This window comes from Sediminispirochaeta smaragdinae DSM 11293 (genome assembly GCF_000143985.1).
GTDB classification, from domain to species: domain Bacteria; phylum Spirochaetota; class Spirochaetia; order DSM-16054; family Sediminispirochaetaceae; genus Sediminispirochaeta; species Sediminispirochaeta smaragdinae.
Map to the genome: position 1 here is coordinate 1,233,693 of NC_014364.1, position 26,082 is coordinate 1,259,774.

General features: G+C 50.7%; 22 protein-coding genes. 17 read left to right on the plus strand and 5 right to left on the minus strand.

Features of this window, described 5'->3' with window-relative positions; translation table 11 throughout:
* Nucleotide 1: 1 nt before the first annotated feature.
* Complete coding sequence (deoC, locus tag SPIRS_RS05915; protein ID WP_245537709.1) at nucleotides 2-694, plus strand: deoxyribose-phosphate aldolase; 693 nt, start codon at nucleotides 2-4, stop codon at nucleotides 692-694.
* Between the two features lie 12 nt (nucleotides 695-706).
* Nucleotides 707-1,864 (plus strand): uroporphyrinogen decarboxylase family protein, encoded by a 1,158-nt coding sequence (locus SPIRS_RS05920; RefSeq protein ID WP_013253769.1) that lies wholly within the window; start codon nucleotides 707-709, stop codon nucleotides 1,862-1,864.
* 68 nt (nucleotides 1,865-1,932) lie between these two features.
* Here the strand turns inward: SPIRS_RS05920 and SPIRS_RS05925 are convergent, their stop codons facing one another.
* The 3 genes from SPIRS_RS05925 to SPIRS_RS05935 are packed head-to-tail and all read right to left on the minus strand — an operon-like array spanning nucleotide 1,933 to nucleotide 4,479.
* Nucleotides 1,933-2,823, minus strand: coding sequence for a ribokinase (locus SPIRS_RS05925; protein WP_013253770.1), 891 nt, complete (start codon nucleotides 2,821-2,823; stop codon nucleotides 1,933-1,935).
* A gap of 24 nt (nucleotides 2,824-2,847) precedes the next feature.
* Nucleotides 2,848-4,206 carry a PFL family protein gene (locus tag SPIRS_RS05930; RefSeq protein ID WP_013253771.1) on the minus strand — a complete coding sequence of 453 codons (1,359 nt, stop codon included), beginning with the start codon at nucleotides 4,204-4,206 and terminating at the stop codon, nucleotides 2,848-2,850.
* A gap of 3 nt (nucleotides 4,207-4,209) precedes the next feature.
* Nucleotides 4,210-4,479: an ACT domain-containing protein gene (locus tag SPIRS_RS05935; RefSeq protein ID WP_041865998.1), complete on the minus strand. Its 270-nt coding sequence runs from the start codon at nucleotides 4,477-4,479 to the stop codon at nucleotides 4,210-4,212.
* Between the two features lie 143 nt (nucleotides 4,480-4,622).
* Between SPIRS_RS05935 and SPIRS_RS05940 the strand changes: the two genes are divergently transcribed.
* The 6 genes from SPIRS_RS05940 to SPIRS_RS05965 all read left to right on the plus strand — a co-directional run bounded on the left by SPIRS_RS05940 (nucleotide 4,623) and on the right by SPIRS_RS05965 (nucleotide 10,424).
* Nucleotides 4,623-5,606: a BMP family protein gene (locus SPIRS_RS05940; protein WP_013253773.1), complete on the plus strand. Its 984-nt coding sequence runs from the start codon at nucleotides 4,623-4,625 to the stop codon at nucleotides 5,604-5,606.
* Between the two features lie 22 nt (nucleotides 5,607-5,628).
* Entirely contained in the window at nucleotides 5,629-6,144 is a 516-nt protein-coding gene (locus SPIRS_RS05945) for a (2Fe-2S)-binding protein (protein WP_013253774.1), read from the plus strand.
* On the plus strand, nucleotides 6,120-7,214 hold the full coding sequence (locus SPIRS_RS05950) for an ABC transporter permease (protein WP_013253775.1): 1,095 nt from the start codon (nucleotides 6,120-6,122) through the stop codon (nucleotides 7,212-7,214). The genes SPIRS_RS05945 and SPIRS_RS05950 overlap by 25 nt, the downstream gene beginning before the upstream one ends.
* Complete coding sequence (locus SPIRS_RS05955; protein WP_013253776.1) at nucleotides 7,211-8,128, plus strand: ABC transporter permease; 918 nt, start codon at nucleotides 7,211-7,213, stop codon at nucleotides 8,126-8,128. Before SPIRS_RS05950 ends, SPIRS_RS05955 begins: the two co-directional genes overlap by 4 nt.
* Nucleotides 8,129-8,144: 16 nt before the next feature.
* Nucleotides 8,145-9,680: an ABC transporter ATP-binding protein gene (locus tag SPIRS_RS05960; protein ID WP_013253777.1), complete on the plus strand. Its 1,536-nt coding sequence runs from the start codon at nucleotides 8,145-8,147 to the stop codon at nucleotides 9,678-9,680.
* 78 nt (nucleotides 9,681-9,758) lie between these two features.
* Nucleotides 9,759-10,424 (plus strand): flavodoxin family protein, encoded by a 666-nt coding sequence (locus SPIRS_RS05965; protein ID WP_013253778.1) that lies wholly within the window; start codon nucleotides 9,759-9,761, stop codon nucleotides 10,422-10,424.
* Here the strand turns inward: SPIRS_RS05965 and SPIRS_RS05970 are convergent.
* Entirely contained in the window at nucleotides 10,421-12,016 is a 1,596-nt protein-coding gene (locus tag SPIRS_RS05970; RefSeq protein WP_013253779.1) for a sensor histidine kinase, read from the minus strand. The two genes, SPIRS_RS05965 and SPIRS_RS05970, sit on opposite strands and share 4 nt — an antisense overlap.
* A gap of 148 nt (nucleotides 12,017-12,164) precedes the next feature.
* Between SPIRS_RS05970 and SPIRS_RS05975 the strand changes: the two genes are divergently transcribed.
* The 9 genes from SPIRS_RS05975 (at nucleotide 12,165) to SPIRS_RS06015 (ending at nucleotide 23,471) form a co-directional block, all read left to right on the plus strand.
* Nucleotides 12,165-15,857 carry a hybrid sensor histidine kinase/response regulator gene (locus SPIRS_RS05975; RefSeq protein WP_013253780.1) on the plus strand — a complete coding sequence of 1,231 codons (3,693 nt, stop codon included), beginning with the start codon at nucleotides 12,165-12,167 and terminating at the stop codon, nucleotides 15,855-15,857.
* A gap of 329 nt (nucleotides 15,858-16,186) precedes the next feature.
* A complete protein-coding gene (locus SPIRS_RS05980; RefSeq protein WP_013253781.1) occupies nucleotides 16,187-16,762 on the plus strand; it encodes a hypothetical protein in 576 nt (191 codons plus the stop codon).
* A gap of 15 nt (nucleotides 16,763-16,777) precedes the next feature.
* Nucleotides 16,778-17,278 (plus strand): AAA family ATPase, encoded by a 501-nt coding sequence (locus tag SPIRS_RS05985; RefSeq protein WP_013253782.1) that lies wholly within the window; start codon nucleotides 16,778-16,780, stop codon nucleotides 17,276-17,278.
* A gap of 234 nt (nucleotides 17,279-17,512) precedes the next feature.
* A complete protein-coding gene (locus tag SPIRS_RS05990) occupies nucleotides 17,513-18,571 on the plus strand; it encodes an NAD(P)-dependent alcohol dehydrogenase (protein WP_013253783.1) in 1,059 nt (352 codons plus the stop codon).
* Between the two features lie 303 nt (nucleotides 18,572-18,874).
* Nucleotides 18,875-20,071, plus strand: a complete 1,197-nt coding sequence (locus SPIRS_RS05995; protein WP_013253784.1) for an SH3 domain-containing protein — start codon at nucleotides 18,875-18,877, stop codon at nucleotides 20,069-20,071.
* Nucleotides 20,072-20,085: 14 nt separating this feature from the next.
* Entirely contained in the window at nucleotides 20,086-21,264 is a 1,179-nt protein-coding gene (locus SPIRS_RS06000) for an NADase-type glycan-binding domain-containing protein (protein WP_013253785.1), read from the plus strand.
* A 45-nt stretch (nucleotides 21,265-21,309) separates the two neighbouring features.
* A complete protein-coding gene (locus SPIRS_RS06005; protein ID WP_013253786.1) occupies nucleotides 21,310-21,882 on the plus strand; it encodes a DUF2179 domain-containing protein in 573 nt (190 codons plus the stop codon).
* 10 nt (nucleotides 21,883-21,892) lie between these two features.
* A complete protein-coding gene (locus SPIRS_RS06010; protein ID WP_013253787.1) occupies nucleotides 21,893-22,354 on the plus strand; it encodes a GNAT family N-acetyltransferase in 462 nt (153 codons plus the stop codon).
* Between the two features lie 10 nt (nucleotides 22,355-22,364).
* Nucleotides 22,365-23,471 carry a M20 family metallopeptidase gene (locus SPIRS_RS06015; protein ID WP_013253788.1) on the plus strand — a complete coding sequence of 369 codons (1,107 nt, stop codon included), beginning with the start codon at nucleotides 22,365-22,367 and terminating at the stop codon, nucleotides 23,469-23,471.
* Here SPIRS_RS06015 and SPIRS_RS06020 read toward each other — a convergent pair.
* Nucleotides 23,468-25,945 (minus strand): beta-mannosidase, encoded by a 2,478-nt coding sequence (locus SPIRS_RS06020; protein ID WP_013253789.1) that lies wholly within the window; start codon nucleotides 25,943-25,945, stop codon nucleotides 23,468-23,470. The genes SPIRS_RS06015 and SPIRS_RS06020 overlap by 4 nt on opposite strands.
* Nucleotides 25,946-26,082: the final 137 nt, after the last annotated feature.

Here is a 26,082-nt window from a genome sequence, read left to right on the forward strand (position 1 = left end):
CATGATGGATAAGAAAGAACTTGCCGGAAAAATCCAGTTTACCGACGTTAATCCCGATCTTACGCGGGAGGGAATTGTTCGGCATCTCGAGGCATGCATGGAACTTGGGGTTCAAGCGGCCATGATCTCTCCCTGCTGGGTACCCCTTGCCAAAGAGATGCTGCAGGGAACCGGCATCAAAATCGCCACCACCGTTAATTTCCCCCAGGCAACCGACACACCGGAGATGAAGGCGGCTGTTATTCCTCTTCTTGCCAGGATGGGAGCCGATGAGTTCGATTTTCCTCCTAATCCGGCATTGTTGCTATCCGGGATGCAGGATGCATATGCAGAAGAGATTGCTCTGGTTGTCCGTGTCGCCCATGATCATGGCTTAGTCGTGAAGGCGATGCTGGAATTCGGATATCTTAAGGATCGCGGAATGAAGATCGATGCGGTGCGTCTTTCCTCCCAGGCCGGCGTGGACTGGGCAAAGAATTCCAGCGGATGGGGCAAGGGCGGCTCCCCTGCAACGGTGGAAGATATAGCTTTGCTGAAAGAGTATGTAATCCCACCTTGCCGGGTGAAGGCTTCGGGGAAGGTGAATTCCATGGTAAAGGCTCTTGCCATCCTCGAATCTGGTGCTGAGCTTATCGGTACCAGTTCGGCACGGGAGATTCTTCTCGGTGGTGAAGGTTCGAAAGACAACTATTGAAAGGAAAGAAAAATGGATTATCGAAAAAGGGTTCTTCAGGCCCTGAACCATGAAGTAAGCGACCGGACACCGGTTGATTTTCTTGCTACTCCGGAAATTTGGGAAAAACTTATCCGTCATTTCGGCATCACGCAGGCCGATACGCTTCAAGGATTTTTCGATCCCGCCTGGGAGGAGGTCCTTCGTATGCTGGATGTCGATTGCCGTGTCGTCTCCTACGATCAGTTCTGCAAGCCTCCCGAATCCCTTTTCGAGGCAGATGAACGGGAAGAGTGGTGGGACGTGATGGGGAGATCAACCCCCGCCAGGATGTGGCGACGGGTGAAGGATGGCGAGTATGCCCGTTGTATCTTCGGCCGGCTTTTTAAGCGGGTGGCGAACGAAACCGGTGTCTACGAGTCGAATGTGGATGTCCTTGCCGATGCGAGCTGCGTGGATGACCTGAAACAGCACTGCTGGCCGGATCCCGATTGGTGGGATTTTTCCGCCCTCCCTTCGGTCATCAAGGAGATCAACGGCGAAAATCGTTATCACATACGATATCGGATCGGGACCGTCTTCGAGCTTGCCTGGCAGCTGCGGGGGCTTGATACCTTTTTCATGGACCTTGCCCTTAATCCCGATATGGTGGAATACATGCTCGACCGCATTACGGATATCCTTTGTGAGGTAACCGAGCGCGCCCTGAGTGCCGGTGGAGATCTCATCGACATGGTCTATTTCTACGATGACGTTGCTTCAAACAGCAACCTTCTCATTTCAAAGGATATGTGGAACCAGTTTATACGGCCGAGGCATGAGAAGATCATTGCCGTGGCAAAGCGTTACGATAAGTCGATTATGTACCATTCCGACGGCGCCCTGCGGATGCTTCTTCCCGAATTGATCGACATGGGTATCGATGTACTGAACCCCATCCAGCCCGATGCTGCAGGAATGGCGCTTCGTGGTTTGAAGGATGATTTCGGCGACCGACTTTGTTTTCACGGCGGAATAGATATCAAGGAAACCTTGCCCAAAGGAAGCGTCGATGATGTCAGGGCAGAGGTCGCCGACAGAATTGGCATCCTTGGAGAGAGGGGCGGCTATATCATGGCCAGCTCCCACCACATCCAGTCTGACACACCCTTAGAGAACGTCCTTGCCATGTACGATTTTGAAGAAAAGTAGCAAGCCGGAAGAATCAAAAAAGGGGCCGACTGAGAAGTAGTTGGCCCCCTTTTTTACGCGCTTGGTTTCTACAAGCCGAGTTTCTTATCAACTTCGGAAGCAGTTGGGATCGACTCCATCGCTCCTGGACGGGATACGGTGATGGAAGAGGCCACCGTTGCCCGTTCCATTGCCGCCCTGGGAGAGGCTCCTGCTATTCTGGAAGCAAGGTAATAGCCGAGAAAGGTGTCTCCTGCCGCAGTAGTATCTACCACGGGCGCATCGACGATCGGTACATATTCACGTGCTTTTCCCCGTCCATAATAGGCGCCCTGCTTGCCTGCTGTCATGATGATGTCGATGTCCGGGTAGCGTGAGGTCAAACGGTCGAGAACCTCTTCGGGCGTTCCTTCGCTTTTGGCCAGTTCCATTCCCTCGGTTTCGTTTACCACCAGGGTATCCAGAAGCTCAAGAGGCCAGGAGAGAACCTCTTCCGAGAAGGGAGCCGGATTGAGGTATATTTTCATTCCCTTTTTTGCCGCTGCCTTCATGATCTCCGGAACATTGTTGATTTCGTTCTGAAGAACAAGCACATCTCCCGTTCCGAAGCTTTCCATGGTCGCTTCAATCTCCCCCACCTCGATATGCTGGTTCCCACCGCCGAAGAGCACGATGGAGTTTTCCCCGCTCTCTGCAACCTGGATGATGGCGTGTCCCGTGGGTCCGTCCCATACTCGTACCAAGTCGGTATGTACACCGGCATCCTTCAGAATATCAAGGAGCCATTGTGCATCGCCGCCCACCTTTCCCGCATGCCATACCTCCACTCCTGTTTTTGCGATGGCTACGGACTGGTTTGCCCCTTTACCACCTGCAAAAAGCTTGAGGTCTCCGCTCGAAAGGGTTTCTCCCGGCCGTACGATGTGGGGTACCCGGTAAACGTGATCGATGTTCAGTGAGCCGTAGTTCAGAATCTTCATGTGGTACTCCTTTTCCCTCTATGCTTAGTTACGAACGCTGTGCAGCGGAGCCGGAATTCTTCCGCCCCTGCTGATAAAGTCAGCTGCGGAAAAGGCATTGACCGGCATCACCGGTGCCGTTCCCAAAAGACCTCCGTATGTTACCGAATCACCGACACCCTTTCCTGGAGCGGGAATGATACGCACCGCCGTGGTTTTATTGTTCACGACCCCGAGGGCCATCTCGTCGGCGATAATTGCCGATATGGTCGAAGCGCTGGTATCTCCCGGCACGGCGATCATATCGAGACCCACCGAACAAACACAGGTCATCGCTTCCATCTTCTCAAGACTTAGCGCGCCGGCCTTCACCGCCCTGATCATACCTGCATCCTCACTCACGGGAATGAAGGCGCCGCTGAGCCCCCCCACATGGGAGCTTGCCATGATACCCCCTTTCTTGACGGCATCGTTTAAAAGGGCGAGGGCGGCGGTGGTTCCCGGGGCACCTGCGGACTGGAGCCCCATCTCCTCCAGAATTTCCGCAACACTGTCTCCCACGGCTGGGGTGGGAGCGAGAGAAAGATCGATGATGCCGAATGGGACATTGAGTCTTCTGGAGGCCTCTCTCGCCACCAGCTGCCCTGCCCGTGCGATCTTAAAGGCCGTCCTTTTGACCGTCTCGGCGACCACGTCGAACCGTTCCCCGTGGACCTTTTCCAGTGCGGCCTTTACCGTACCCGGTCCGCTGATTCCGACATTGATGGTACACTCCGGCTCTCCTATCCCGTGCATCGCCCCGGCCATAAAGGGGTTGTCCTCAGGGACATTTGCAAAGACCACCAGCTTTGCACATGCGATGCCTTCTCTATCCGCAGTTCTTTCGGCGGCAGCCTTCACCACCGCACCCATTCGTGCCACTGCATCCATGTTGATTCCGGCCTTTGTTGTAGCGACGTTGATCGAAGAGCAGACCCTGTCGGTAAGGGTGAGGGCCTCGGGAATCGAATCGATCAGACGAATGTCGGAAGTTGAAAAGCCCTTATGGACAAGGGCGGAAAAGCCGCCGACGAAATCGACTCCCACCGCCTTTGCCGCCTTATCCAATGTTTGGGCGAACCCCACATAATTTTCGCATTCTGAGGCCGCGGCCACAATGGAAATAGGGGTGACTGCTATCCGCTTATTGATGATGGGAATACCGTATTCCGATTCGATTTCCCTGCCGACCTCGACAAGATTACCGGCAAGGCGGGTGATCTTGTCGTAGATCTTCTTTTGAGCGGCCTTCGCATCGGGATCAGCACAGTCCTGAAGGGAGATCCCCATGGTGATGGTCCGGATGTCGAGTTTGTCCACGGTGATCATCCGGATGGTGTCCATGATCTCAAGTGTATCGAGCATCGCCTATACCCTGTGCATGGTTCTGAAGATCTCTTCATGCTGGATTCGAATCGAAACACCAAGCTGCTTGCCGATCTCTTCCAGAGCCGTCTTGAGCTTTTCGAGAGAGAGCTCCATTTCGGAAAGCTCCACCAACATCATCATGGTGAAATAATTTTGTAGAATTGTCTGGGTGATGTCCAGGATATTCACCTTGCGCTGGGCCAGGGCCCCGCTCACACCGGCAATGATACCAACTTTATCTTCTCCAACTACCGTTATAATCGCTTTCATGCGGCTATTATACACGCTTACTTCCTACTCTGGAAGCCTGGCCCTTCTTTTTCGGATACGTTTGACAAAACCTATAGTTGCTCTATACAATCAACACTATCTGTTAAACGTTTATCAAGCGTTTACACATTAAGGAGGAGACGATGAAAAGAGGAGTAGTACTGGCTATACTGTTTTTCCTGCTGGCTGCGGGAATGCTGTTTGCCGCCGGTTCCCAGGAAGCGAGTGAGGAAGAAGCCCTAAAGGTTGCTTTGGCACTTCCCGGCCCCATTAGCGACAATGGCTGGAGTGCATCTGCCTATGAAGGCTTGATGATGATTGAAGAGAACTATGGCGCCGAGGTCTCTTACACCGAGAATGTAAGTACCAGCGACATGGAAGATGTATTTCGCAGCTATTCGGAACTTGGTTACAGTATCATCTTCGGCCACGGTTCCCAGTTTACCGATGCTATCCATGCTGTGGCCGGTGATTATCCTGATATCCAGTTTATTATTATCAATGGAAACAGCCCGAAGGCTCCCAACATCGCCTGTATTCAGGTTGCGGATGATCAGCAGGGCTTCATGATGGGGGCCGTAGCAGCTTTGCTGACGAAAACCGGGACCATTGGGGTTATCGGTGGTGTCGAAATTCCCCCCATCAAAATGGCGGTGGATGGCTACATGCTCGGTGCAAAGTATGCGGATCCCAATGTCGAGGTCCTCAGTACCCTTACCGGAAGCTTCGACGATGTAGCCAAGGCAAAGGAAACCGCCCTTGCCATGATAGGAAACGGCGCCGATATTGTCGGTGCGATTGCAAACCAGGCCGGGCTCGGCTCCATCGAGGGGTGTAAGGAACGCGGCGTCATGGCTGTTGGGTCAAATCAGGACCAGAATCCCGTTGCTCCCGATACCGTCGTTGTCAGTGTGGTCAAGAGCATTCCCGTTCTTTTTACCTTTGCCTTCGAAAAGATGGCCGAGGGTAGCCTGGAGCCAAAAGTGTATCGCCTCGGTGTCAACGAGGGAGCGGTCTACCTTTCTTCCTGGCATGGTTTTGAAGATAAAGTACCTGCCGAAGTGAAGGCAAAACTTGAAACGATTAAGGACGAAGTCGGTAGTGGTACGGTAAAGACCCAGCCGTAGATCGAAGAAAGGGGAGCGATATATGGAAAAGATAACGCTTTTCGTCAATGGTCGGGTTCGGAGCCTAGAGGTTCCGAAAAATCGGACACTGCTTCGGGTTTTGAGGGAAGATCTTCATCTTACCGGAACCAAGGCTGGTTGCGAGACCGGTGATTGTGGTTCCTGCAAGGTCCTTGTTGACGGAGAGGCTGTAAGTTCCTGTACGCTCCCCGCGTTTCGTGCGGATGGCAAGACAATTACCACCATAGAAGGGGTGGCCGCTTCCGACGGCACCCTTCATCCTGTACAGCGCGCTTTTATCGAGGCAGGAGCCGTTCAATGCGGCTTCTGCACTCCGGGTATGATTATCGCCACCATAGCCTTGCTGAACCGAAATCCCGATCCTTCAGAAGATGAGATCAGGAGCATGCTCGACGGACAGGTCTGCCGTTGTACCGGATATGTAAAGATTGTTGATGCCATCCGACAAGCTTCAGCTTTGCTGCGCTCTTCACATAAGGATGACATGGACACATGCGAAAAAGCACAATTGATCTGAGTAAGGCCGTTTCGCCTCTTTTGGCGATCTTTTTTGCTCTGCTTTTTGGGGGGGCTGCCATCTATCTCCTTGGCTTTAACCCTCTTGCGGCATATGCGAGCCTTGCTAAGGGCTCTGTTGGCAGTATCAAGGCCGTGACCGAAACCATCGTCAAGGCCGTTCCCCTCATATTTACCGGACTCGGTTTCGCCGTTGCCAAACGGTGTGGGATGATCAACATCGGCGCAGAGGGGCAACTCTACATGGGCGGCCTTTTTGCCACCGCCGTCGGGGTCTATTGGGATTTCCTGCCCCCCGGGATCCATCTGTTGGCTGCCCTTGCCGCCGGCGTTGTCGGAGGCGGGATGTGGGGCGCCCTTGCCGGTTGGTTTAAGGTTCGTTTCGGTGCGAGCGAAATCATCACCACCATCATGCTCAATTATATCGCTAGCCTTTTTATCAGCTTTTTGGTGACCGGCCCCATGAAGGAGCCCAAGGGAGAGTTTCCCCAGAGTTCCCAAATCGCCCATACGGCTCAGCTTCCCCGAATCCTGCCGGGAACGCGATTACACCTCGGCTTTATTGTGGCCCTTCTTGCGCTTGCCTTTTTCTACTATTTTCTTTGGAAAACCGCCTCAGGCTACGAGATGAGGGTGGTGGGGATGAACCCGGAAGCGGCTCGCTATGCAGGAATGAACACTGCCAAAAGCAGTCTTCTTGCCATGTTTATGGCCGGGGGCTTCTCGGGCCTGGCCGGTGCCACGGAAATCCTCGGTGTCCAGTTCAGGCTCTTTCAGAATTTCTCGCCCGGATACGGTTTCGACGGAATTGCCGTTGCCTTGTTGGGGCGGAACACCCCGATTGGTATTTTCCTTTCCGGCCTTTTATTCGGCATGTTGCGGGCCGGGGCAAATATGATGCAGATGCTGGCCAAGGTTCCCGTTTCCGTTATTTCGATCATGCAGGCCTTTGTCATTCTTTTTGTGGTTGGGCGGAGCTTTTTCGAGACACGGAAGAGTAGGGTGAATATCCTTGAATCGGAGTCTGAATCCGACCTCGAGGCAGAAGTGGGCGAGGGAGACAGGGTATGATGGAGTGGATATTTGAATTCATAGCCGCCGATCTGCGTACCATGACGCCGATTCTTCTTGCTGCCCTCGGTATGGCCTTCAGCGAACGGGCCGGTTCGGTCAATATCGGCGCCGAAGGCATCATGCTGATCGGAGCACTGGCAGGGGCTGCCGGCTCCTTTCTTTTCGGCAGCATCTGGGCCGGCGCCTTTGTGGCCATGGCAAGCGGGGCCCTTATTGCGCTTCTGTTTGCCTATCTTACGGTCACCCTCTACGCCGACCAGATTGTCGTCGGTGCCGGCTTAAATGTCCTGGGACTCGGTCTGAGTACAAGCATTGCAAGGGTCCTTTTCGGGGTTAATACTACTCCGCCACAGCTTGACGCCTATAAGATTGTCCCCATTCCCTTGCTTGAAAAGATCCCTCTGCTTGGCCCCGCCCTTTTTCAACAAAAACTGTTGGTCTATGTTGCCATAGTCTTGGTCCCTATCGTCCATTTTATTCTCTTTCGAACCAACATGGGCTTGAAAATACGGGCAGTGGGCGAGCATCCACAGGCTTGTGATACCCTTGGTATCAATGTCTACCGAACCCGCTATGCAACGCTTATCATCAGCGGGGTTTTTCTCGGCCTTGCAGGATCCTATGTAAGTTTGGGACTTTTGAGTTTTTTCACCGAGAACATGATATCGGGGCGCGGTTTTATTGCTCTGGCTGCGGTGGTGTTCGGAAAGTGGAAGCCAAAGGGCATTCTTTTTGCCGCCCTGCTCTTTGGGGCTGGGGATGCCCTTCAGTTTAGGCTGCAGGCCTCAGGGACGGAAATCCCCTATCAATTTTTGCTAATGGTGCCCTATGTCCTTACGATAGCGGCGCTGATTGGTCTGGTCGGTAAGGCCAAGGGACCTGCGGCCAGGGGCAAGCCCTATTTAAAATGAAACAGAGAGGTAGAGTATGAGTCCGGTTCTTGAGATGAACGGAATCGTTAAACGCTTTCCCGGGGTCCTTGCCAACGATCATGTCGACCTCCGAGTGGAAAAGGGTGAGGTGCATGCCCTGCTCGGGGAAAATGGGGCGGGGAAGTCGACCCTGATGAATGTACTTTACGGCATGTATGAGGCCGACGAAGGAGATATTCGCTTTAAAGATCAAGAGGTGCATGTTAAGGGGCCCGGGGATGCTATCGCTCTCGGTATTGGTATGGTTCATCAGCATTTTATGCTCGTTCCTGCCCTTACCGTGGTCGAAAATGTGATTCTCGGTATGAAGGATAACGGCAGGGTCCTCGATCTTAAAGCGGCCGCCGAGAAGATTACCGCCCTTGCAGAACGCTACACAATGAAAATCGAACCCTTTACCCTTGTCGGTCAGATGAGCGTAGGACAGCAGCAGCGCCTGGAGATTCTGAAGGCCCTCTATCGAGGTGCCGAATTACTGATTCTGGACGAGCCGACAGCGGTGCTTACCCCACAAGAGGTAAAAGGTCTGTTCAATATGATTGGGGCCTTTACCTCGGAAGGGCGTACCGTCATCTTCATCAGCCACAAGTTGAAAGAGGTCATGGCCATAAGCGATCGGGTTACGGTGCTGCGCTCTGGCAAGGTGGCCCATACCCTTCATACCTCGGATACCGATCCGAAGGAGTTGGCCCGTCTTATGGTCGGTAGAGAGATCGACCTTTCCTGTGAGAAATTTTCCTGTGCCGACAACAGAGAGGTACTTCGTATGGAAAGGGTCTGCGCCGAGAACGAAAAGGGTATGGCCATCTTAAAGGAGCTTAACCTTACGATACGCGAAGGGGAAATCCTTGGGGTTGCAGGGGTAGATGGAAATGGGCAGGATGAACTCGCCGAGGTGCTTACGGGGCTGCGTCGGGTCACATCCGGTACCATCACCATGAATGAAAAGGATATCACCAACGCCTCTTGCCGTCATATCCTCAATCAGGGAGTCAGCCACATCCCCGCCGACCGCCAGCTTCGGGGGATGATCGGCGACATGAACGTTGTCGAGAATTTGCTGCTCATGCGGTATCACGATCGCCCGTTTGCAAAGCCCTTTCATCTTGATTGGAAGCGCATAGAACACCGTGCCGAGACCCTTGTCAAGGAGTTTCAGGTCAAGACACCCGGTATTAAGGTTCCGATGGCAACCCTCTCCGGGGGAAACCAGCAGAAGGTTGTTCTCGGCAGGGAGATCGAGCGGAATCCGAAGCTACTGGTTGCGATGCACCCTGTCCGGGGACTGGATATCGGCGCCACGGAATATATCCACAAGCGAATCATTGAACAGCGTGATCGCGGTTGTGCCATTCTCCTCATATCGACGGAACTGGAAGAGATTCTTGAGCTCTCCGATCGGATTGTTGTCATGTATGAGGGGGAGATCATGGGGAGTGTGGACTGTTCCTGTGTTACCATTGAACAGCTTGGCTTGATGATGGCCGGACATCGCTGGGAAGAGGTTGCCGGCGAAAAGTCCGAAGGATGATCCCGATACAAGCCGGCCGCAGCTTGATTTTGCTTGTTAATCGTTTTACTGTTTCGTATTGTGAAGGAGGGACATTGTATGGCGAAGATTCTTGGTATTTGCGGGAGCCCCCGAAACGGGGCAACGGAATACGCATTGAAAGAAGCCTTGAAAGCAGCCGAATCGGTCGACGGCATAGAGACCGAATTCTGGACCATAAGGGGAAAGAAAATTCGCCCTTGTATCCACTGTGATACCTGCATAAAAAAGAAGACGATGTGCGTGATAGCCGATGATCTGAAAGAGCTCGAAGCCCCCTTCCTTGAGGCCGATGGCCTACTTATCGCCTCTCCCGTCTATGACATGGGAATAACAAGCCAGTTGACCGCCCTTTTCAACCGTCTGCGGCCCATCTATCTCGTCCATCCCGGAAAATTGCGAGGCAAGCCTGGTGCGGCTCTTACCAGCGGCGGAACCCGCCATGGCGGTCAGGAGTTCACACTGCAGATCATTCATAACTTCTATCTGATGCATGAGATGTTTGCCTTTGGAGGACTGGGCGGTTGCTATAACGGTGGTACCATCTGGTCCAAAGACCGAAAGGCCGAAGGTGCTCGGGAAGATACCGTCGGTATGGATACTGTCCGCAGGGTGGGGCAGGGGCTTGCCGAGGCCGTTCTGGTTACCAGCCACGGAAGAGCATGGTATGAGAAGACCTTTGCTCCCATAAAGGAAGAGGACGCCTCACCCTTACGGGACCACTAAATCTCGATGTCGATTATCACTTTGGGTTGCGGGCTATTAGCGAAGCTAAGGCTGCCGCCATGCTGCTGGGCAAGAGCGTTGACCATGGTCAATCCGAAGCTCTTCTCTCCCTGAAGGACGGAGTCGGGAAAGCCGGGGCCGTTGTCCGTAACCTCAATCCTCAACCGATTTCCCTCCTGCTTCTTGATGCTAAGGGATATATCGACTATACCGTTTTCGTCTCCGGCATATTTTAGGGAATTGGTCACCAGCTCGTTGATAATAATGCCGATGGCGATGGCCTTTTGCCTCTGGCAGGTGATTTCGTCGATGGTGGTGTGTAACTGAAGCTCCTTACCGGATAGCCCTGTTCTGAGATTTTGTAACAGCCCACGGGCAAAAAAGGGAAGGTCGACCGATGAATAGTCGTCGGCGGCCTGGTAGAGGTATTCGTAGATCTTACTCATGGTCAAAATAGAACCCTGGGCATCGTGGAGAATTTCTTTTATCTTGGGATCATTGCTTTGGCTTTCGCGGATTGCAAGAAAGGATTGAACCATGTTGAGGTCGTTTTTTACCCGATGATGCACCTCCCGAACCAGCAGATTAATCTCGCTTGTCCGCTCATCTACGAGACGACTAAGTTCTTCTGTTTCGGCAAGCGTCCTTCCCGATAGGAATCTCAAGGCAAGAATACTGAAGGCCAGTGCAATGATTCCGAGTGAAAAGATCACTGTGGCAAAAAGGCGACTCTGGCGTATGGATTCATGAAGCAGTTCATCTTCATCTCTTGCAACCAGCAGATACCAGTGATTGGTGATATGATACAGTTCGCCACGCTGCTCGACTCCCTGAAGAGAAAAGTGCAACTGACTCTTATGATTGAGGGGCTTTGGCAGGACTCCCCGTATGATGGGTTCCACATCCGTAAAACGGTAAGCCGTAAATCCGCTATTGGCGATGGGGGTCAGGCCCTCGCCCTCCGAGAAAAGAACGCTTTTCAGCCCTTTGGTGGCAAGGCTTGCCATCTGAAGTGTTTGGTTGAGTGCCTTCAATGAGATTGCCACCAGATCGAATCCTGCAAGGCCGAAGGAAGGGTCTGTGATGGGAAGCATGATGAAAAATACGGGGTGATCATCAATCACCCCTGTCTCGGAAAGGATGAGAGTCTTCTCCGGATCAAAGTCGAGCGGAGGAAATTCTTCCTTATTCAGTCCTGCTCCGGTAATGGGAAAACCATCTGGTTGAAACCGATAGACTCCGGCAATTTCCGGGCTGGACAGGACTGCATCTTCTAATTTGGGACGGGCAAATGTGATGTATGATTCAAGACTTCGTTTCCCTTCCCGAAGTGCAATCAGCTCCTCCCTGATCCTTGTTCTGCTTGGAATCTGGGCGGCGATTTGACTGCTCTGGTAGAGAAAAGAGTCGACGGCGTTACGGACCAACTCGCTTCTTGTCTGAAATTCGTGAAGGTCCCGTTCTATAAGTGCCGATCTGACGGGTCCGAAAAGTATTCCCATGAGAGCCGCCAGAAACAAAAAAAGAAGGAGAACCGTGAATCGCAGAATGGAAAGCTGGTTTTTTCTCGCTTGTTCCCACTTTGAATTCATATAGCCTAAGTGTAGGAAATCCCGATTTGGAAATCAATTTCTCTCATAATGGATATACTGATTTTCCCATGTTTTTCTTGATCAGTCGGCCTATTCGCCCTATAATCGCCTTAGAGTGATTAGAGATATACACCGGATATTACTATTTTTGCTATTTTTGTATTCCGGCTTCCTGCTTCATGGCTTGGATCTGCCACGGCAGATTCGTTTTGATCCATTGACGACCAGGGAGGGGCTGAGTAGCTCTTCCGTCTCCGGCATCCTTCAGGACAAGGATGGGATTATCTGGATCGCCACTCAGGCGGGTCTGAATCGATACGATGGATACTCTTTCACCTATTATGAAAATGATCCCTTCAATCGAAACTCTCTCTCTCATAATCTGATTCAAACGACCTATCTTGATGAGGCCGGTATCATCTGGCTCGGTACATACGGTGGTTTGAATCGTTTCGATCCCAAAAGCGGAGATTTCGATGCCTACATTCATGACGCCCGGCGTCCCGATTCTCTCAGCAATAATGTTGTCGTGGCCATCACACGGGACAGAGACGGAAACCTTTGGGTCGGTACGCTTGACGGCTTAAATCGACTCGACACGAAAACCGGAAGCTTTACCCGCTATTATCCCGATCCCGATGATCCCTCCTCCGTTCCCGATAAAGTGATCAGAACACTCCTTGTCGACGATTTCGGCCAGTTGTGGATTGGCAGTTACGGCGGGCTTTCCCGCTACCTCCCGGAAACGGATGCCTTTGAACAGATTCCGATCGACACTGCAGGAGACGGCAATGGCCTGCTCTCTCCTTATGTCATGTCCTTGTGTAGGAATAATGAGGACTCATCGTCGATTTTTGTCGGAACCTGGGACGGAGGCATAAGCTCTTTGGATGTAGCAAACGGCCGAATACATCATTATCCCATTCCTTCGGAGATGCTTTATCAGATAATGAACGACTCCAAGGGGCGTATTTGGGCCGCGACCTGGGGCGATGGACTTATTGTCCTCAATCCGGAGAACGGAGAGACGATCCAATACCGCGACAAAGAATATGCGGTGGAGCAGAAGGGGCTGAGCCACAATGTTGTCTACTCTCTCTTCGAGGATGACTCCGGTATCATCTGGATAGGGACAAATGGGGGTGGGGTCAACAAGTATGTCGAATGGTCGAACCGGTATCGCTTTATTGTCAATGAATCGGGGAATCCCAACTCACTGAGCGAGGGAAAGGTAACCTCAATCCTGGAAGATGAAGACGGCAGCCTCTGGATCGGTGTGTATTCCGGCGGTCTCAACCACTATGATCCTGCTACCGGTATGGTTCGCCGTTATAGCTTCGACAAGGAAGATACCCATAGCCTCAGCGACAATATTGTCAACGTACTTTTTCGCGATAGGGAGGATCATCTCTGGATCGGTACCAACGACGGACTAAATCGCTATCTTCCCGATAGTGACACGTTCGAACGCGTATATGCCGATGGTAGTGATCGAACACCGCCGGAGAGCATCATCTATACCATGGCCGAAGACCGTAAGGGAAATCTCTGGATTGGAACAAACTCTTCGGGGGCTGCTGTCAAAAAGGCCGGAGAAGAGCGTTTTATCAACTATGCCTATGATGCTGCTGACCCCGGAAGCCTGAGCGACAATCTGGTCAGGACGGTCTTTGAGGATAGCTATGGGATACTATGGATTGGCACCAATAACGGCCTGAACCGTTATCATGCCAATACAGGAACCTTTTCCCGCTACTATCATGATCCCGACCAACCGCAAACCTTGAGCAGTGACAATATCAGAGTGATCCTTGAAGATTCTTCCGGTACCCTTTGGATCGCAACTGCCGGAGGGGGCTTGAATCGCTATAACCGCAAAGATGATTCCTTTTCCGCAGTTTCCCGAAAGGATGGACTTCTTAGTAACCACATACTCGCCATGGTTGAACGAAATCCCGGTGAGTTGTGGCTCAGCACGAATCGAGGCTTATGCATCTATAATGTGGAGCAGGGGACCTTCCGCACAATAGATGCCGAAAACGGCCTTCTGACCAGCGAACTCACCACCGGCCTTACCCTCGGCCGGTCGGAAAACCTCTATGTCGGCGGGGTTCGCGGCGTTACCATCATCGACCGTGAAGATACCGCGGGGGATCCTTATATCCCTCCGCTAGTAGTGACGCACTTTGAGGTCCTCGGCGAAGAACGCAAGCTCCTGAAGTCCGGAGAGAAGAGCTATGAGGAGCTTCTCCTTTCACCTTCCGACAAGCTTTTCTCTCTCCAGGTCGCTGCACTTGACTATTCCTCGCCGGAAAGAAATCAGTATGCATTTATGCTTGAAGGCTTTGATGATTCCCTCATCTACTCTGGCACCCGTAACTATGTCCGTTATACAAACATTGATCCCGGTCGTTATACCCTAAGAATTATCGGGGCTGGCAGCAGAGGAAACTGGAATGAAACTGGCTTGACGATTCCTATACGGGTCCTTCCCCCCTGGTGGCTGAGTCATCCGGCCTTTGCCGCTTACCTGCTTGTTTCTCTTCTCTTCGTGCTTTTACTGGTTAACCATTACCGAATACGCCGTCAGCGCCTTGAAGAACGTTATGCGGAGCAGGAGCGAATCAACCGAGAACTCGATCAGAAGGTAAAGGAGCGAACCGCAGAGATTGAGAAGGCCCGGAAGGTCGCGGAGGAAGCGACAAAGGCCAAGAGTCTCTTTCTTGCAAACATGAGCCACGAGATTCGTACCCCTCTGACGGGAATGCTTGGCATGTTTTCCCTGTTGGCAAAGACAAAGCTCAATCAGAACCAGCGCTCCTTCCTCGACTATTCACGCACTGCAGCAGAAAATCTGAATCAATTGGTGAATGATTTGTTGGATGTCGAGAGCATCGAATCAGGGACCCTGCCGCTGCATGAGACCCGTTTTGATCCTGAAAAGGCCCTTGCCTATGTCTACCATCTCTTTGAAGAGCGTGCAAAGGCTCAGGGGCTGGACTTCTTTCTGGATATTGAAGCCTCCGATCCCTCCTTAGAGGTACTTGGCGATCGAAACCGTTTCATACAGATCGTTACCAATCTTGTCTCCAACGCCCTAAAGTATACCGAATCGGGCTCCATATCGCTAAAGCTAACCATTGCCCCGGCAGAACTTACTCAGGCAGAAGCGCAGAGAAGGCGGAGCTATACTGTGACCGTATCCGATACCGGAATCGGAATCCCGAAGGATAAAACAGGCTCGATTTTTGAGAGCTTTACCCAGCTCGATACCGGATACGCAAAAAGTTCGAAAGGCGTGGGACTGGGCCTTGCCATCGTCAAACAGCTGGTCGATGCCATGGACGGAACCATTTCGGTGGAGAGCAGCCCCGGCGGCACATCTTTTACGGTCAGTCTTTCGTTTCCCGTTGCTCCCCCGCAGGAAGAAGCGGAAGAAACGGAGAGGACAACCGCATCGGATAACAACAGCGGTATCGGCAAAATCCTTGTCTGCGAAGACGAAGGCATCAACCGTTTCTATTTGGGAACGCTCCTTCAAAACAAAGGTTTTGCGGTCGATGTAGCGGCAAACGGGCGTGAGGCGGTTAGGCTGGCCGAAAGCAATGATTATTCGCTTATTTTGATGGACCTCGGTATGCCCGAGATCGACGGTCTTGAAGCGACCAGGATGATACGCGCGCAAGGAATTACGGTACCGATCATTGCCCTTACCGCCCACTCATACAAGGAAGATATCGACAAGTGTCGTGAAGCCGGTATGGACGATTTCCTCGCAAAGCCGATCCTTGAGCCGCTGCTGTTTAAAAAGATCAGGACCTGGATCGGTGACAAGACATAAACTTCGAATTTGATGTTTTTGGGCGCATTTCTGCCTGCGGCAGAAACCGGGCTTTGCGGGGCTCCGCTGCTCGCTCCGGCCTCCTCGGGGCCCTTGGCCCCTGCGGGGTCTGCCTTCGGCACCCCTCCAATCCCTTGCGCGAAAGTCGAAGGCTACCGACAAGGGCTGTGTGAGGAGATACAATCCAAAAGCGGTTACCGTTTCACGTGTGATCATAGTCAAAGCTATCCACAATAAACCTATAACGTCAATAAGCCATACCTATATGATATGCTGCCTTCAAAAGCTATATTAATGATACCAGAAGAAGCGGTAGGGGCCAGTAAAAAATGAAACCGAGATCGAGAGAATCCAATGTTCTGGACCGATGGGACAGCTATGTATATGAGTCACACTCAAAAGAAACCATCATAAACTGGGCCCTTCGGATGAAACTATTCCGTTTTTTTAGAGCATACGGGGGCCATGCAAACGATGGCGATTCCGTTGACGTGGCAATCCGGTACGCAGATAGTGAAGATTTAATCAGCATTTTTGAGAGGATCGGGATCAGATACAATCGATTTACAACGAAACCTGAGCAAGCTGTTCCGGGAACATCTTACACCGGAGATGAATTTTCAAGATTCCCGCGCTTGATTCCCGGAACGCGATGGATTGAGCAGCCGTGCCATACAGTACTATTTGGGGAGGAGGTCTTCATATGGTGTGACTTGGGCGGAATTAAAATATCAATTGGAACCGGTCGGTATAATGTTGTTGAGGACGATATTCTTGTTGCAGAAAGATTGGAGAAAAGACTTATGCCGTTGAAGCTGTCGTATATCGATCCGCCGTGCAGAACACGGCATTACATTTGCCCTCAGTACTATCCCGACTTATATGATAGAATGAACGGAAACTGATAGCTGAAAGAAAAAATGAAACCAAGGTTGTACATCTTTTCAGGGTTGCCTGCGACAGGGAAATCAACCCTTGCGAAACTACTGGCACAAAAGATTTCCGGTGCGTATCTAAGAATAGATACCATCGAACAGGGGCTGCGTGATCTCTGCTCGTGTGATGTCCAGGGGGAAGGGTATCGTTTGGCCTATAGCATTGCTGCCGATAATCTGAAATCAGGCATTCATGTCATTGCCGATTCTTGTAATCCCTGGGTGTTAACCAGAAACGAATGGGAACACGTTGCGATGGAGAACGGTGCCGATTTTATTAATATTGAAGTTGTATGCAGTGATGCAGTGGAACATCAAAAAAGGGCGCAGCATCGAACCAACGAAATTGCCGGTTTGACCTTACCAGGATGGGAAGATATTCAGAAGCGAGTGTACCACCCATGGCATAAAGAGGTCATACGAGTTGACACCGCCGGTAAGAGGATACAGGACTCTTTTGATTTCTTAATGCGTATGATCAACTAAAGGTACAGATCAAAAACGGCTGTCGTTTTTCGTTTGATTGCATTGATGATAAAAACAAGTATTTTACCAGCAAAATGGCATACGTATCACCAGGATTCCGAACACTACAAAAATATCAACGAGTGATTGACAAATAGACAATAGAGTGTTTATATATCGATATAAAATTACTTATTAAATAAGTACTTCATGCAGGTAGACAGATTACATGTGGTATTTTAGGAGGCGCTTTATATGAAAGGTTTCGCAATGCGAAAAATAGGTAAAACCGGGTGGGTTGAAAAGGACACGCCTGAATGTGGACCGCTTGATGCAATCGTAAAACCACTGGCTGTTTCTCCATGTACTTCCGATGTGCATACCGTATGGGAAGGCGCCATCGGAGAAAGAACGGATATGATTCTGGGACATGAAGCCGTGGGAGAAGTAGTCGAAGTCGGTTCTCTGGTCAAAGATTTTACATCGGGTGACAAAGTGATTATACCCGCAATTACACCTGACTGGTCTTCCCCGGAATCTCAGGCCGGATTTTCCATGCATTCGGGAGGAATGCTGGCAGGCTGGAAGTTTTCTAATTTTAAAGATGGTGTTTTTGCAGATTACTTTCATGTAAACGACGCTGATGGAAACCTTGCCCTTTTGCCTGATGAACTTGATGTTGCAGAAGCTGTCATGTTAAGTGATATGGTACCAACTGGTTTTCATGGTGTTGAATTAGCTGAAATCAAATTTGGAGATGACGTATGTGTCGTCGGAATAGGGCCTGTTGGGTTAATGGCAGTTGCAGGAGCCGCCTTATCAGGTGCAGCCAATATATATGCAGTAGGTTCACGTCCAGTTTGTTCGCAGGTTGCTAGAGAATATGGCGCAACGGATATTATTAATTATCGCGATGGTGATCTTGTTGAACAAATCATGGACAAAACCAATGGGAAAGGTGTCGATAAGGCAATTGTAGCAGGCGGTACCGCAACGGAAACCTTTAATCAAGTATTAAAAATACTAAAGCCAGGCGGAAGAATTGGCAATGTTAATTATCTTGGCAGCGGAGAAAACGTTTTGATTAATAGACTTGACTGGGGTTGCGGGATGGGACACAAAGTTATTGCCGGAGGCTTGATGCCGGGCGGCAGGCTTAGGATGGAGAAACTTGCGGCGCTTGCCACAACAGGCAGAATTGATTTAGGCAAACTTATAACCCACAAATTCAATGGTATGGAGCATCTTGAAGAGGCATTGTTTCTGATGAAGGACAAACCTAAGGAATTAATAAAACCAGTAGTCATTGTTTAATAGAGGGAATTTATAGATGCTCTTCCTCTGATTCTTTTGTTATAGCACAAGGAAATCAGAGGAAGAGCGCAATAATTGAGAACGGTGAGGCTGAATGATCTTATACTCACGTCGCAACAATCTACTTCCGTTTTTCACAATACGAATTATCATGTCCATACTGTTTCATACGCACCATCCTGTTATATTGCGTCGAGACATATAGCTCCGCTTATCTGACTTTACATAACCTGGCAATGTGTCTATTGTATCGTTTGACAGTTTCGCAGGGAAAAAGAATAGATAAAAAAGGAAATAAAATAGATGATAAAAAACATACGGATTGTGGCAGCCTGTATAGTCCTGCTTTTGCTGGTATGCGGAGCAGTATGTGCAGAACATGGTATTTCTGTCGGAGACTCGGGATCGCCCCTGCAGGAAACCCTTTCGGGGAAGCGTTTTTTCCGGATGTTCCACGATTTGGATGTAGAGAGCCTCTTCTTTGAGACGGATTCCGAGTCAGGCTTGCTGCAGTTTGAAATTCGAATAGAAGATTCCGGTGGTGCCGGTTTCTTTCCTGTGGATAAGGGTAGTGTTAGTATATCGGGTTCCCGGGTGACGCTTTCCGGCGAGGAGGGGACAACGATACTGATATTTTCCGATGAGCCGACCCTTGGAGCAACGTACCATCTTTCTCCCGAAAACTGCACCAACGAAGCTGATATCTATCATTCCACACCGCCTGAAGAGGGCGCGCATGTCTTGATCGGCGGTTATGAATGCGTTGTGGCCTCCGCTCCCTATGTTGGAATAGAAGAACAGATCTTACATACTGCTCCGGATCGTTCATCTCCGGTGTATCACTATAATCAGATATATTATTCCGATCAGAACATGAGTACCGAAAACCTGTATGTATATCCCGGCTGCTGCCGCATACATCCCGGCGAGTACATTGGTGTGGAAGCTTATACCGTAAAAGAGGATACCATAGACGGTGTGACGGCGCACTGGTTTTTTGTACCTCGTTACGGTGTTGCCTCAAACACTCAAACAAGCCACGCTGCCTGGGTTTTTGGTGCTGCACTGGAAAAACGAACGGACAGTAGCAGGAGTGAATTCGACTATGCCTCGTTCGGCTATGTCGACCCAAAGCTGTTTTTCCCTGAGATTGTTTCCTGCGGAGCCCGGCGAATAAGCGCTGCCGAGAATAGTGCCATAGAGAAGCATAGTCACCCTGCAGTTCCCATGGATGTGGTGTATGCTTCGGATATCGATTGGAAGCAGAAGGGCATCTGTTCCTTGAAAATCGGCAAGGCAATGTGTACGACGGCAAATCTCCGTCTCCGTGCGGCTCCTGCTATCGAGAGTGATATCATCAGGACAATACCAAAAGATAGGGAGGTACGTATCTTGCAACTTGATAGCGAGGATACCATCGACGGCATTGCTGCAAGATGGGTACAGGTTTCGCTGCCCGACGCACTGAGCGGCTGGTGCTTCGGCGGCTATTTGGAGTAGGAGTAACGAAAGCAATGAAACGTTCCTGTCGGGTCCTTCTTTTCATGTACCTTGCTTTTTTATCTTCTGTCGTGCTGTATGCACAGCAGGGCGAATATATCGATATAAGCGAATATTATTACGACGAAAGCAATGAGACGGACTGTACTGTCTTTGTAACTGCACTCTTCGATGCCGATGGTTATATAAGCTCCTTCAACCGTCATACGGTATGGGAAAAGACCGGAAGGATAGAACACCTTACCATTACGGGGAAGCGGGAGGGGGAAAACTATATTGTAAGCCGCAGCCTAAACGGGCTTGTCGGTGATCACGGTGAAACGCGAACCTTTATTCCCGGTACCGGCTGCTGGCATACCATAAATGATGATGGAACTCCCGGTGCCGATGTCTATTATTCCGATGATCCCCCTAATCTAACCTATGACCCCGATAGGCCTCACGACTATATTGTTTCGTACGATCAAAATACGATCACTGTCTCTAATATCCACGCCGAACCGGGACGCACCGTTTTTACCCTGGATGACGGCAGAATCCGAACGTTTTATTTCAGTAGGTACCCGGATTCGGTCAATACGTATACCTATAAAAACAAATTCTGCATTATCTCCGATAACGATTCTTCATACTCCAGTGGTGCGATCATAACGACAAACCACAAGTTTCGTTCCTGGAAGGTGAATGCCGCCTTGGTGGATTTTCTACTCTGGTCGGAGGATGACTTGGCTTTTCCCCTCATTCTCGGTCTTCCCTTCGAGTATCCCATCTATACGGCAAGCTCACATCTCATCGAGGATGATGGGAGCACGGTCTATGATTCCGATAATCTGCACCATGCAGGCAATCTTCCCTGGGCAAGCGCATACGGCAAGGGGATCGGCGATATCATCACGATCAATCTCGGAAAAGAAAGGAAAACGGCGCTTCATTTTATCAACGGATATACCTTTGCGGAACGTCCCGATCTGTATGCAAAGAACAGCCGCTTACGATCGGCACGGGTAACGAACCGTGCGAACGGCAGGTCCCTTGTTCTCGATGTGGCGGATGTCGGCGATGAACAGCTCTTTGACCTTTCTTCGCTTTTTGATGACAGCGGGAACATGAACTGTTTAGACTTTGAAGTGATTTCGGTCTATCCGGGAAGTAAATATGATGATTTGTGCATCCAGATGATGAGCATGGAATGAAAGAAGAGTTGACCTGCACCTTTACCCTCATCATAATCAACCTATATGAGCTTTATACCTGAACCAATCTTTTCCTGGGTTGTGCTTCCTCTTCTCATTTTTTTTGCGCGAATTGCGGATGTTACCATTGGTACCATGCGCATCGTTTTTGTCGCCCGGGGACAGAAGCTTATTGCCCCGCTGCTCGGTTTCTTTGAGGTGCTGATATGGCTTATCGCCCTTACGAAGATTATGCAGAACCTGGGGAATCCCGTTACCTACTTTGCCTACGGAGCGGGGTTTGCTATGGGGAATTTTATCGGGATCACCCTTGAGGCGCGCCTTGCCTTTGGCATGTGTATTATTCGGACCATAACACGCCAGGATGCCCATGACGTGGTGGAAAAGTTACGTGACGAAGGCTATGGGGTTACGGTCATCGATGCCAATGGGAATTTCGGTAAGGTATCCGTCTTTTACAGTGTGGTCAAACGTTCCCATATCGACCACTTCGTCGGTATTATCAAAAGTTACAATCCGAAAGCTTTTTATACCATTGAGGATGTCCGCGTTGTCAACGAGGGATTCTATCCGAAGCGAAGCAGCCTCCGGCGGAGGCCGCTTCGAAAAGGGAAATAGGGGAGGTCCCGTGAATAAAGGTGTCGAATATGAGGTGAGACAGGCGGGAATCGATGATCTCGCTTCCATTTTTCATCTCGGAGAAAAGGTTTTTACATCGCATGGTTACTCAAATCTGTACCGGACCTGGGATGAATATGAGGTGACTACATTTTTTAACCAGGAATCAGAGAATGTCCTTGTTGCCGAAGACGATGGCAAGGTCGTTGGATTTGCAATGGGGACCACGATCGAGAAGGCTCGATCGGCCTGGAGCTACGGTCACCTCGTTTGGCTGGGCGTGGAACCGGACTATGCCCGATCGGGACTGGGAAGCATGCTTTTCGATCGGTTTAAGCGATTAATGAAAAAACAGGGTGTGAGAATGCTTATGGTCGATACACAGGCGGATAATGAACCTGCCATCTCTTTTTTCAGAAAAAAGGGGTTTGAAAATCCGACGCGTCATGTTTACCTCACCATGCAACTTTGAGGAGGATGCATTGAACGGTAATCTTGTGAATCGGGACAGGCTTTACACTCTTCTCCGTGATATGGTAGATATCTACTCGCCTTCGGGGAAAGAGGAACACCTCGCCAGATTCCTTGTCGACTATTGTGTGAAGCAGGGAATACCTGTAACCCTTCGGCAGGTGGACGAATCCCGCTTTAATCTCGAAATTTCGGCGGATGGGGCCACTCCCGAGTTGCTTTTCCTCGGGCATATCGATACCGTTCCCGCTTTCGATATAGAAGAGTATTCATTTTTCGAGGAAAACGGACTTTGTAGGGGCTTGGGAACGGCGGACATGAAGGGAGGCTGCGCAGCCTTGATTGAGGCCTTTGTTACAGCCTTCGAAGGCGGCTTCCTTCCTTCGAATCTCCTGCTTTCTCTTGTCGTCGGGGAGGAGGAGAGTGGCGACGGAACGGAAGCCCTCCTCGATGCATATCAATTCCGAGGGGCCCTCGTTGCGGAACCTACAGGACTTGTCCCCTGTACAAGTCATTACGGTTACCTGGAGACGATCATAACCATCTTCGGGTATCGCCGTCATGCGGCCATGTCGGACCGTGAGTCCCACGCGATCAGAACCATGCTCAGTCTGCTTCTGAGCCTCGAAGCGTTCATCGAGGCCTCGCAGAACGACACGGTTTTGAATATCCGGGATCTTCATAGTTCGGAATCGGGTTTCGCCTCTCCCGACCGCTGTTCCTCTACCATTGATCTCCATATTGCTCCGGGCACCGATGCCGCACGTTATGCCCGGGAACTTGATCGCTTTCTTCGCGATCAGCTTTCCTCCATCTCGACAAGCGGCTACCAGCTGAGCATGCCCTTCATTGCCGACGGCTATGTTATGGCCGAGAACGATCCATTATCCCTTCTTTTGAAAGATGTGTTTGATTCTCTATCGTTGCCCTGGATGCCGGGTTCCTTTCGTAGCCATTCTGACGCTAATCTGCTTAGAGATGCGGGATGCCTTCCGATTATCCTTGGGCCGGGTACTCTTTCCGAGGCACACACCATGAACGAGTTTGTTGAATTCGATCAGGTATACAGGGCTGCCGACCTGTATACCCGTGTACTACACGCATTGAAACGAGCTTAGCACCCTTCATAATCATCACCAAGCGTTGTAATCCGAAGATCACAGGGGGTAAAATCCTTTGGAAGCCGCTTTTTCGAGAGGGTGATTCGTTTTTCTTCCCCTGCCATCAGATGAAAGCAGTTATCGGAAAACCTTCCCTTCCAGCCCGGAAGTTCCAGGACGACGTAAAACGCAGGCAGATCGCTTGATAGTATGATGCTCTGATTTTCCCCGTTCTCCTGTGCAAGACGTACCTCGATATTGGGTTTCTTCAGGGCACAACGTTTGGGGGCAAGGGGGAGGAGGATGGTTTCAAGCGGGTCCCCTTTGTTCGCTTCTGTTTCCCTGTATGTCTGGAATCTTGCTTTCAGAAAACTCTCCCCTTTTATCCATTGCTCATGGTTCCTGACCATTGCTTCAAGGGTAGTCGCGGATTGGGCTTCGATACAGGATTCGACTCGAATGGTTTCGATAAGATTCCCGGCAAAATCGACAAACGAAATTTCGAGGCTTCCTGAAAGTGCTTGTTCGGTGTCGTTGATTCCCTTTATGGTGATCTTCCCATCCTCTTCCCGGTAGCTGATGAGGGCCGTCGGCGCAAAAAAGCGTTTTGCCGCATAATGGAGCGGTTTCCACCTTCCCCCGTATTCGATGGATGACCATGATATGGCCGGCCAGGTGTCGTTAAGCTGCCAGTAGAGGGCACCCATGCAGATCGGACGCATGCCTCGCCAATACTCCACAGCACTTGATATGGCCATGACCTGCTGGACCTGGCTGAGGTAGACAATACGTTCGAACCCCTCGGGAAACCTGAAGTACCGGGCAATGGTTGATATGATGATGCTGTTTCCCCGATCGTTCCGTTGCCGGTGTTCAAGAACCGGCGAGGTGAGATTTAACTGATCGCCATCACAAAAGCTCTCGATCAGAGAGAGGGAAGGAAACGACTGGAAACCGAACTCGGAGCAGAAACGGGGGATCACCTCTCGGTATGCCTCGAACGGTTTACCTTCATGCCAAACGCTCCAATAGTGCATGTCGCCCTTGCTGTCGTCATGCCAGCAATCGGAATAATCTCCCTCTCCGGCCGATGGAGAGGAGGGCCACCATGTGCGCTGGGGGTCGATTCTTTTGACTGCGTCTCCTATAACCCCTTCGTTAAGTCTGTCGTAGTCGATGATGTATCGATCACGGTTTGCCTTTGAAACATCGAACCAGGCCAGGGCGCCCACATCCTCATTGTTCCCGCACCAAAGTACAAGAGAGGGATGGTCCTTCAGACGCTTGATCTGGTATTCAACCTCGCTCCTTACATTTTCCAGAAACTCAGGTTGAGAAGGGTAGAGGGCACAGGCGAACATGAAGTCCTGCCAGACCATGATTCCTTTTTGATCGCAGAGCTGGTAGAAATAATCGCTTTCATATTCGCCGCCACCCCAAACCCTGATCATATTCATGTTTGCCGCCGCTGCCGAATCGAGAAGTTCCGCTGTCCTCTCGTCGTCGTAACGTCCGGGGAGGGAATCGACGGGAATCCAGCTGGCTCCCTTGCAAAAGATATCTACTCCGTTTACCCGAAAGCGCATGGGAATGCCTCGTTCGTCCGGATCGGTAATCACCTCCACGCTTCTAAAGCCTATGAGCTTTTCCACCTCATCGTTGTCCGTGGTTACTTTCAAGGAATAGCGTGCTTGTTTCCCATAACCGGCAGGCCACCACAACTCGGGGTTTTTAACGCTTATTGTTCTTCTGACGGTTGAACTTCCCCCTTGAAGCAGGAGCTTTTCCCGCAGGCTGGCACCTGCACAGCTGATATCCAGCGTCACGGTACCCTCCGATGGCGCATAGAGTTCCGTCACAACTTCAAGCTCCCACGCCCCTTTTTTTCGGAGCATATTCGTATGTACGGTCTCGATCCTTTCGAAGGTGCTGACGTTGACGGTAACGGGGGCATAGATCCCGCTGACCATGAGGCAAGGGCCCCAATCCCATCCTGCATGACACTGGGCCTTGCGAATGAGGTTCCTGCCCATGGCCTGGACAGGGTATATCATGTGGGGAACGGGATAGGGGAGCTTTTCGGTCAACTCGGCAGCACGTTTTATCGGGGCGTCGAAGAGGAAGGTAATTCGGTTGTTTCCCTCACAAGCCGCTGCCGAGAGGTCGAAACGATATCGTTTGAACATATTATCGCAACAACCGACCTCGACTTCATTGACAAGGACTCGAGCAAAGGTATCTATCCGTTCGATATCCAGAAAAAGCTGTGATGCATCGAGAAGGGCCTGTTCCAGTTGAAATGCCCCCTCCAGGCGCCACGGCTTTTCACCTATCCATTGAAGCTGTGTCTCATTTTGTCCGTAAAAGGGATCGGGAATTCTTCCCGCTTCAAAGAGTGCCGTTATATTATCACCTGGAACAGTGGCATCTACCAAGGTGTCGTCGGTATCACTTCTCCAGGTCCAATGCTCGACTATTATGCGTTGTTTCATGGTACATCCTTGGTTAGATTAAAAATCAACTAACGACATTATTGTAGCGTGCTTTGTTTGAAGATGACAAGAAAAAACGGGGATAATTTCGAGTTTTTAGCGAAAAAGCTTGACAGTTTGGATAACCGATGGGAGAA

Excerpts from the sequence above, each read along its gene's own strand:
- deoC (WP_245537709.1), top strand. The coding sequence starts at position 2 with ATGATGGATAAGAAAGAACTTGCCGGAAAAATCCAGTTTACCGACGTT.
- SPIRS_RS05920 (WP_013253769.1), top strand. The coding sequence starts at position 707 with ATGGATTATCGAAAAAGGGTTCTTCAGGCCCTGAACCATGAAGTAAGC.
- SPIRS_RS05925 (WP_013253770.1), bottom strand. The coding sequence starts at position 2,823 with ATGAAGATTCTGAACTACGGCTCACTGAACATCGATCACGTTTACCGG.
- SPIRS_RS05930 (WP_013253771.1), bottom strand. The coding sequence starts at position 4,206 with ATGCTCGATACACTTGAGATCATGGACACCATCCGGATGATCACCGTG.
- SPIRS_RS05935 (WP_041865998.1), bottom strand. The coding sequence starts at position 4,479 with ATGAAAGCGATTATAACGGTAGTTGGAGAAGATAAAGTTGGTATCATT.
- SPIRS_RS05940 (WP_013253773.1), top strand. The coding sequence starts at position 4,623 with ATGAAAAGAGGAGTAGTACTGGCTATACTGTTTTTCCTGCTGGCTGCG.
- SPIRS_RS05945 (WP_013253774.1), top strand. The coding sequence starts at position 5,629 with ATGGAAAAGATAACGCTTTTCGTCAATGGTCGGGTTCGGAGCCTAGAG.
- SPIRS_RS05950 (WP_013253775.1), top strand. The coding sequence starts at position 6,120 with ATGCGAAAAAGCACAATTGATCTGAGTAAGGCCGTTTCGCCTCTTTTG.
- SPIRS_RS05955 (WP_013253776.1), top strand. The coding sequence starts at position 7,211 with ATGATGGAGTGGATATTTGAATTCATAGCCGCCGATCTGCGTACCATG.
- SPIRS_RS05960 (WP_013253777.1), top strand. The coding sequence starts at position 8,145 with ATGAGTCCGGTTCTTGAGATGAACGGAATCGTTAAACGCTTTCCCGGG.
- SPIRS_RS05965 (WP_013253778.1), top strand. The coding sequence starts at position 9,759 with ATGGCGAAGATTCTTGGTATTTGCGGGAGCCCCCGAAACGGGGCAACG.
- SPIRS_RS05970 (WP_013253779.1), bottom strand. The coding sequence starts at position 12,016 with ATGAATTCAAAGTGGGAACAAGCGAGAAAAAACCAGCTTTCCATTCTG.
- SPIRS_RS05980 (WP_013253781.1), top strand. The coding sequence starts at position 16,187 with ATGAAACCGAGATCGAGAGAATCCAATGTTCTGGACCGATGGGACAGC.
- SPIRS_RS05985 (WP_013253782.1), top strand. The coding sequence starts at position 16,778 with ATGAAACCAAGGTTGTACATCTTTTCAGGGTTGCCTGCGACAGGGAAA.
- SPIRS_RS05990 (WP_013253783.1), top strand. The coding sequence starts at position 17,513 with ATGAAAGGTTTCGCAATGCGAAAAATAGGTAAAACCGGGTGGGTTGAA.
- SPIRS_RS05995 (WP_013253784.1), top strand. The coding sequence starts at position 18,875 with ATGATAAAAAACATACGGATTGTGGCAGCCTGTATAGTCCTGCTTTTG.
- SPIRS_RS06000 (WP_013253785.1), top strand. The coding sequence starts at position 20,086 with ATGAAACGTTCCTGTCGGGTCCTTCTTTTCATGTACCTTGCTTTTTTA.
- SPIRS_RS06005 (WP_013253786.1), top strand. The coding sequence starts at position 21,310 with ATGAGCTTTATACCTGAACCAATCTTTTCCTGGGTTGTGCTTCCTCTT.
- SPIRS_RS06020 (WP_013253789.1), bottom strand. The coding sequence starts at position 25,945 with ATGAAACAACGCATAATAGTCGAGCATTGGACCTGGAGAAGTGATACC.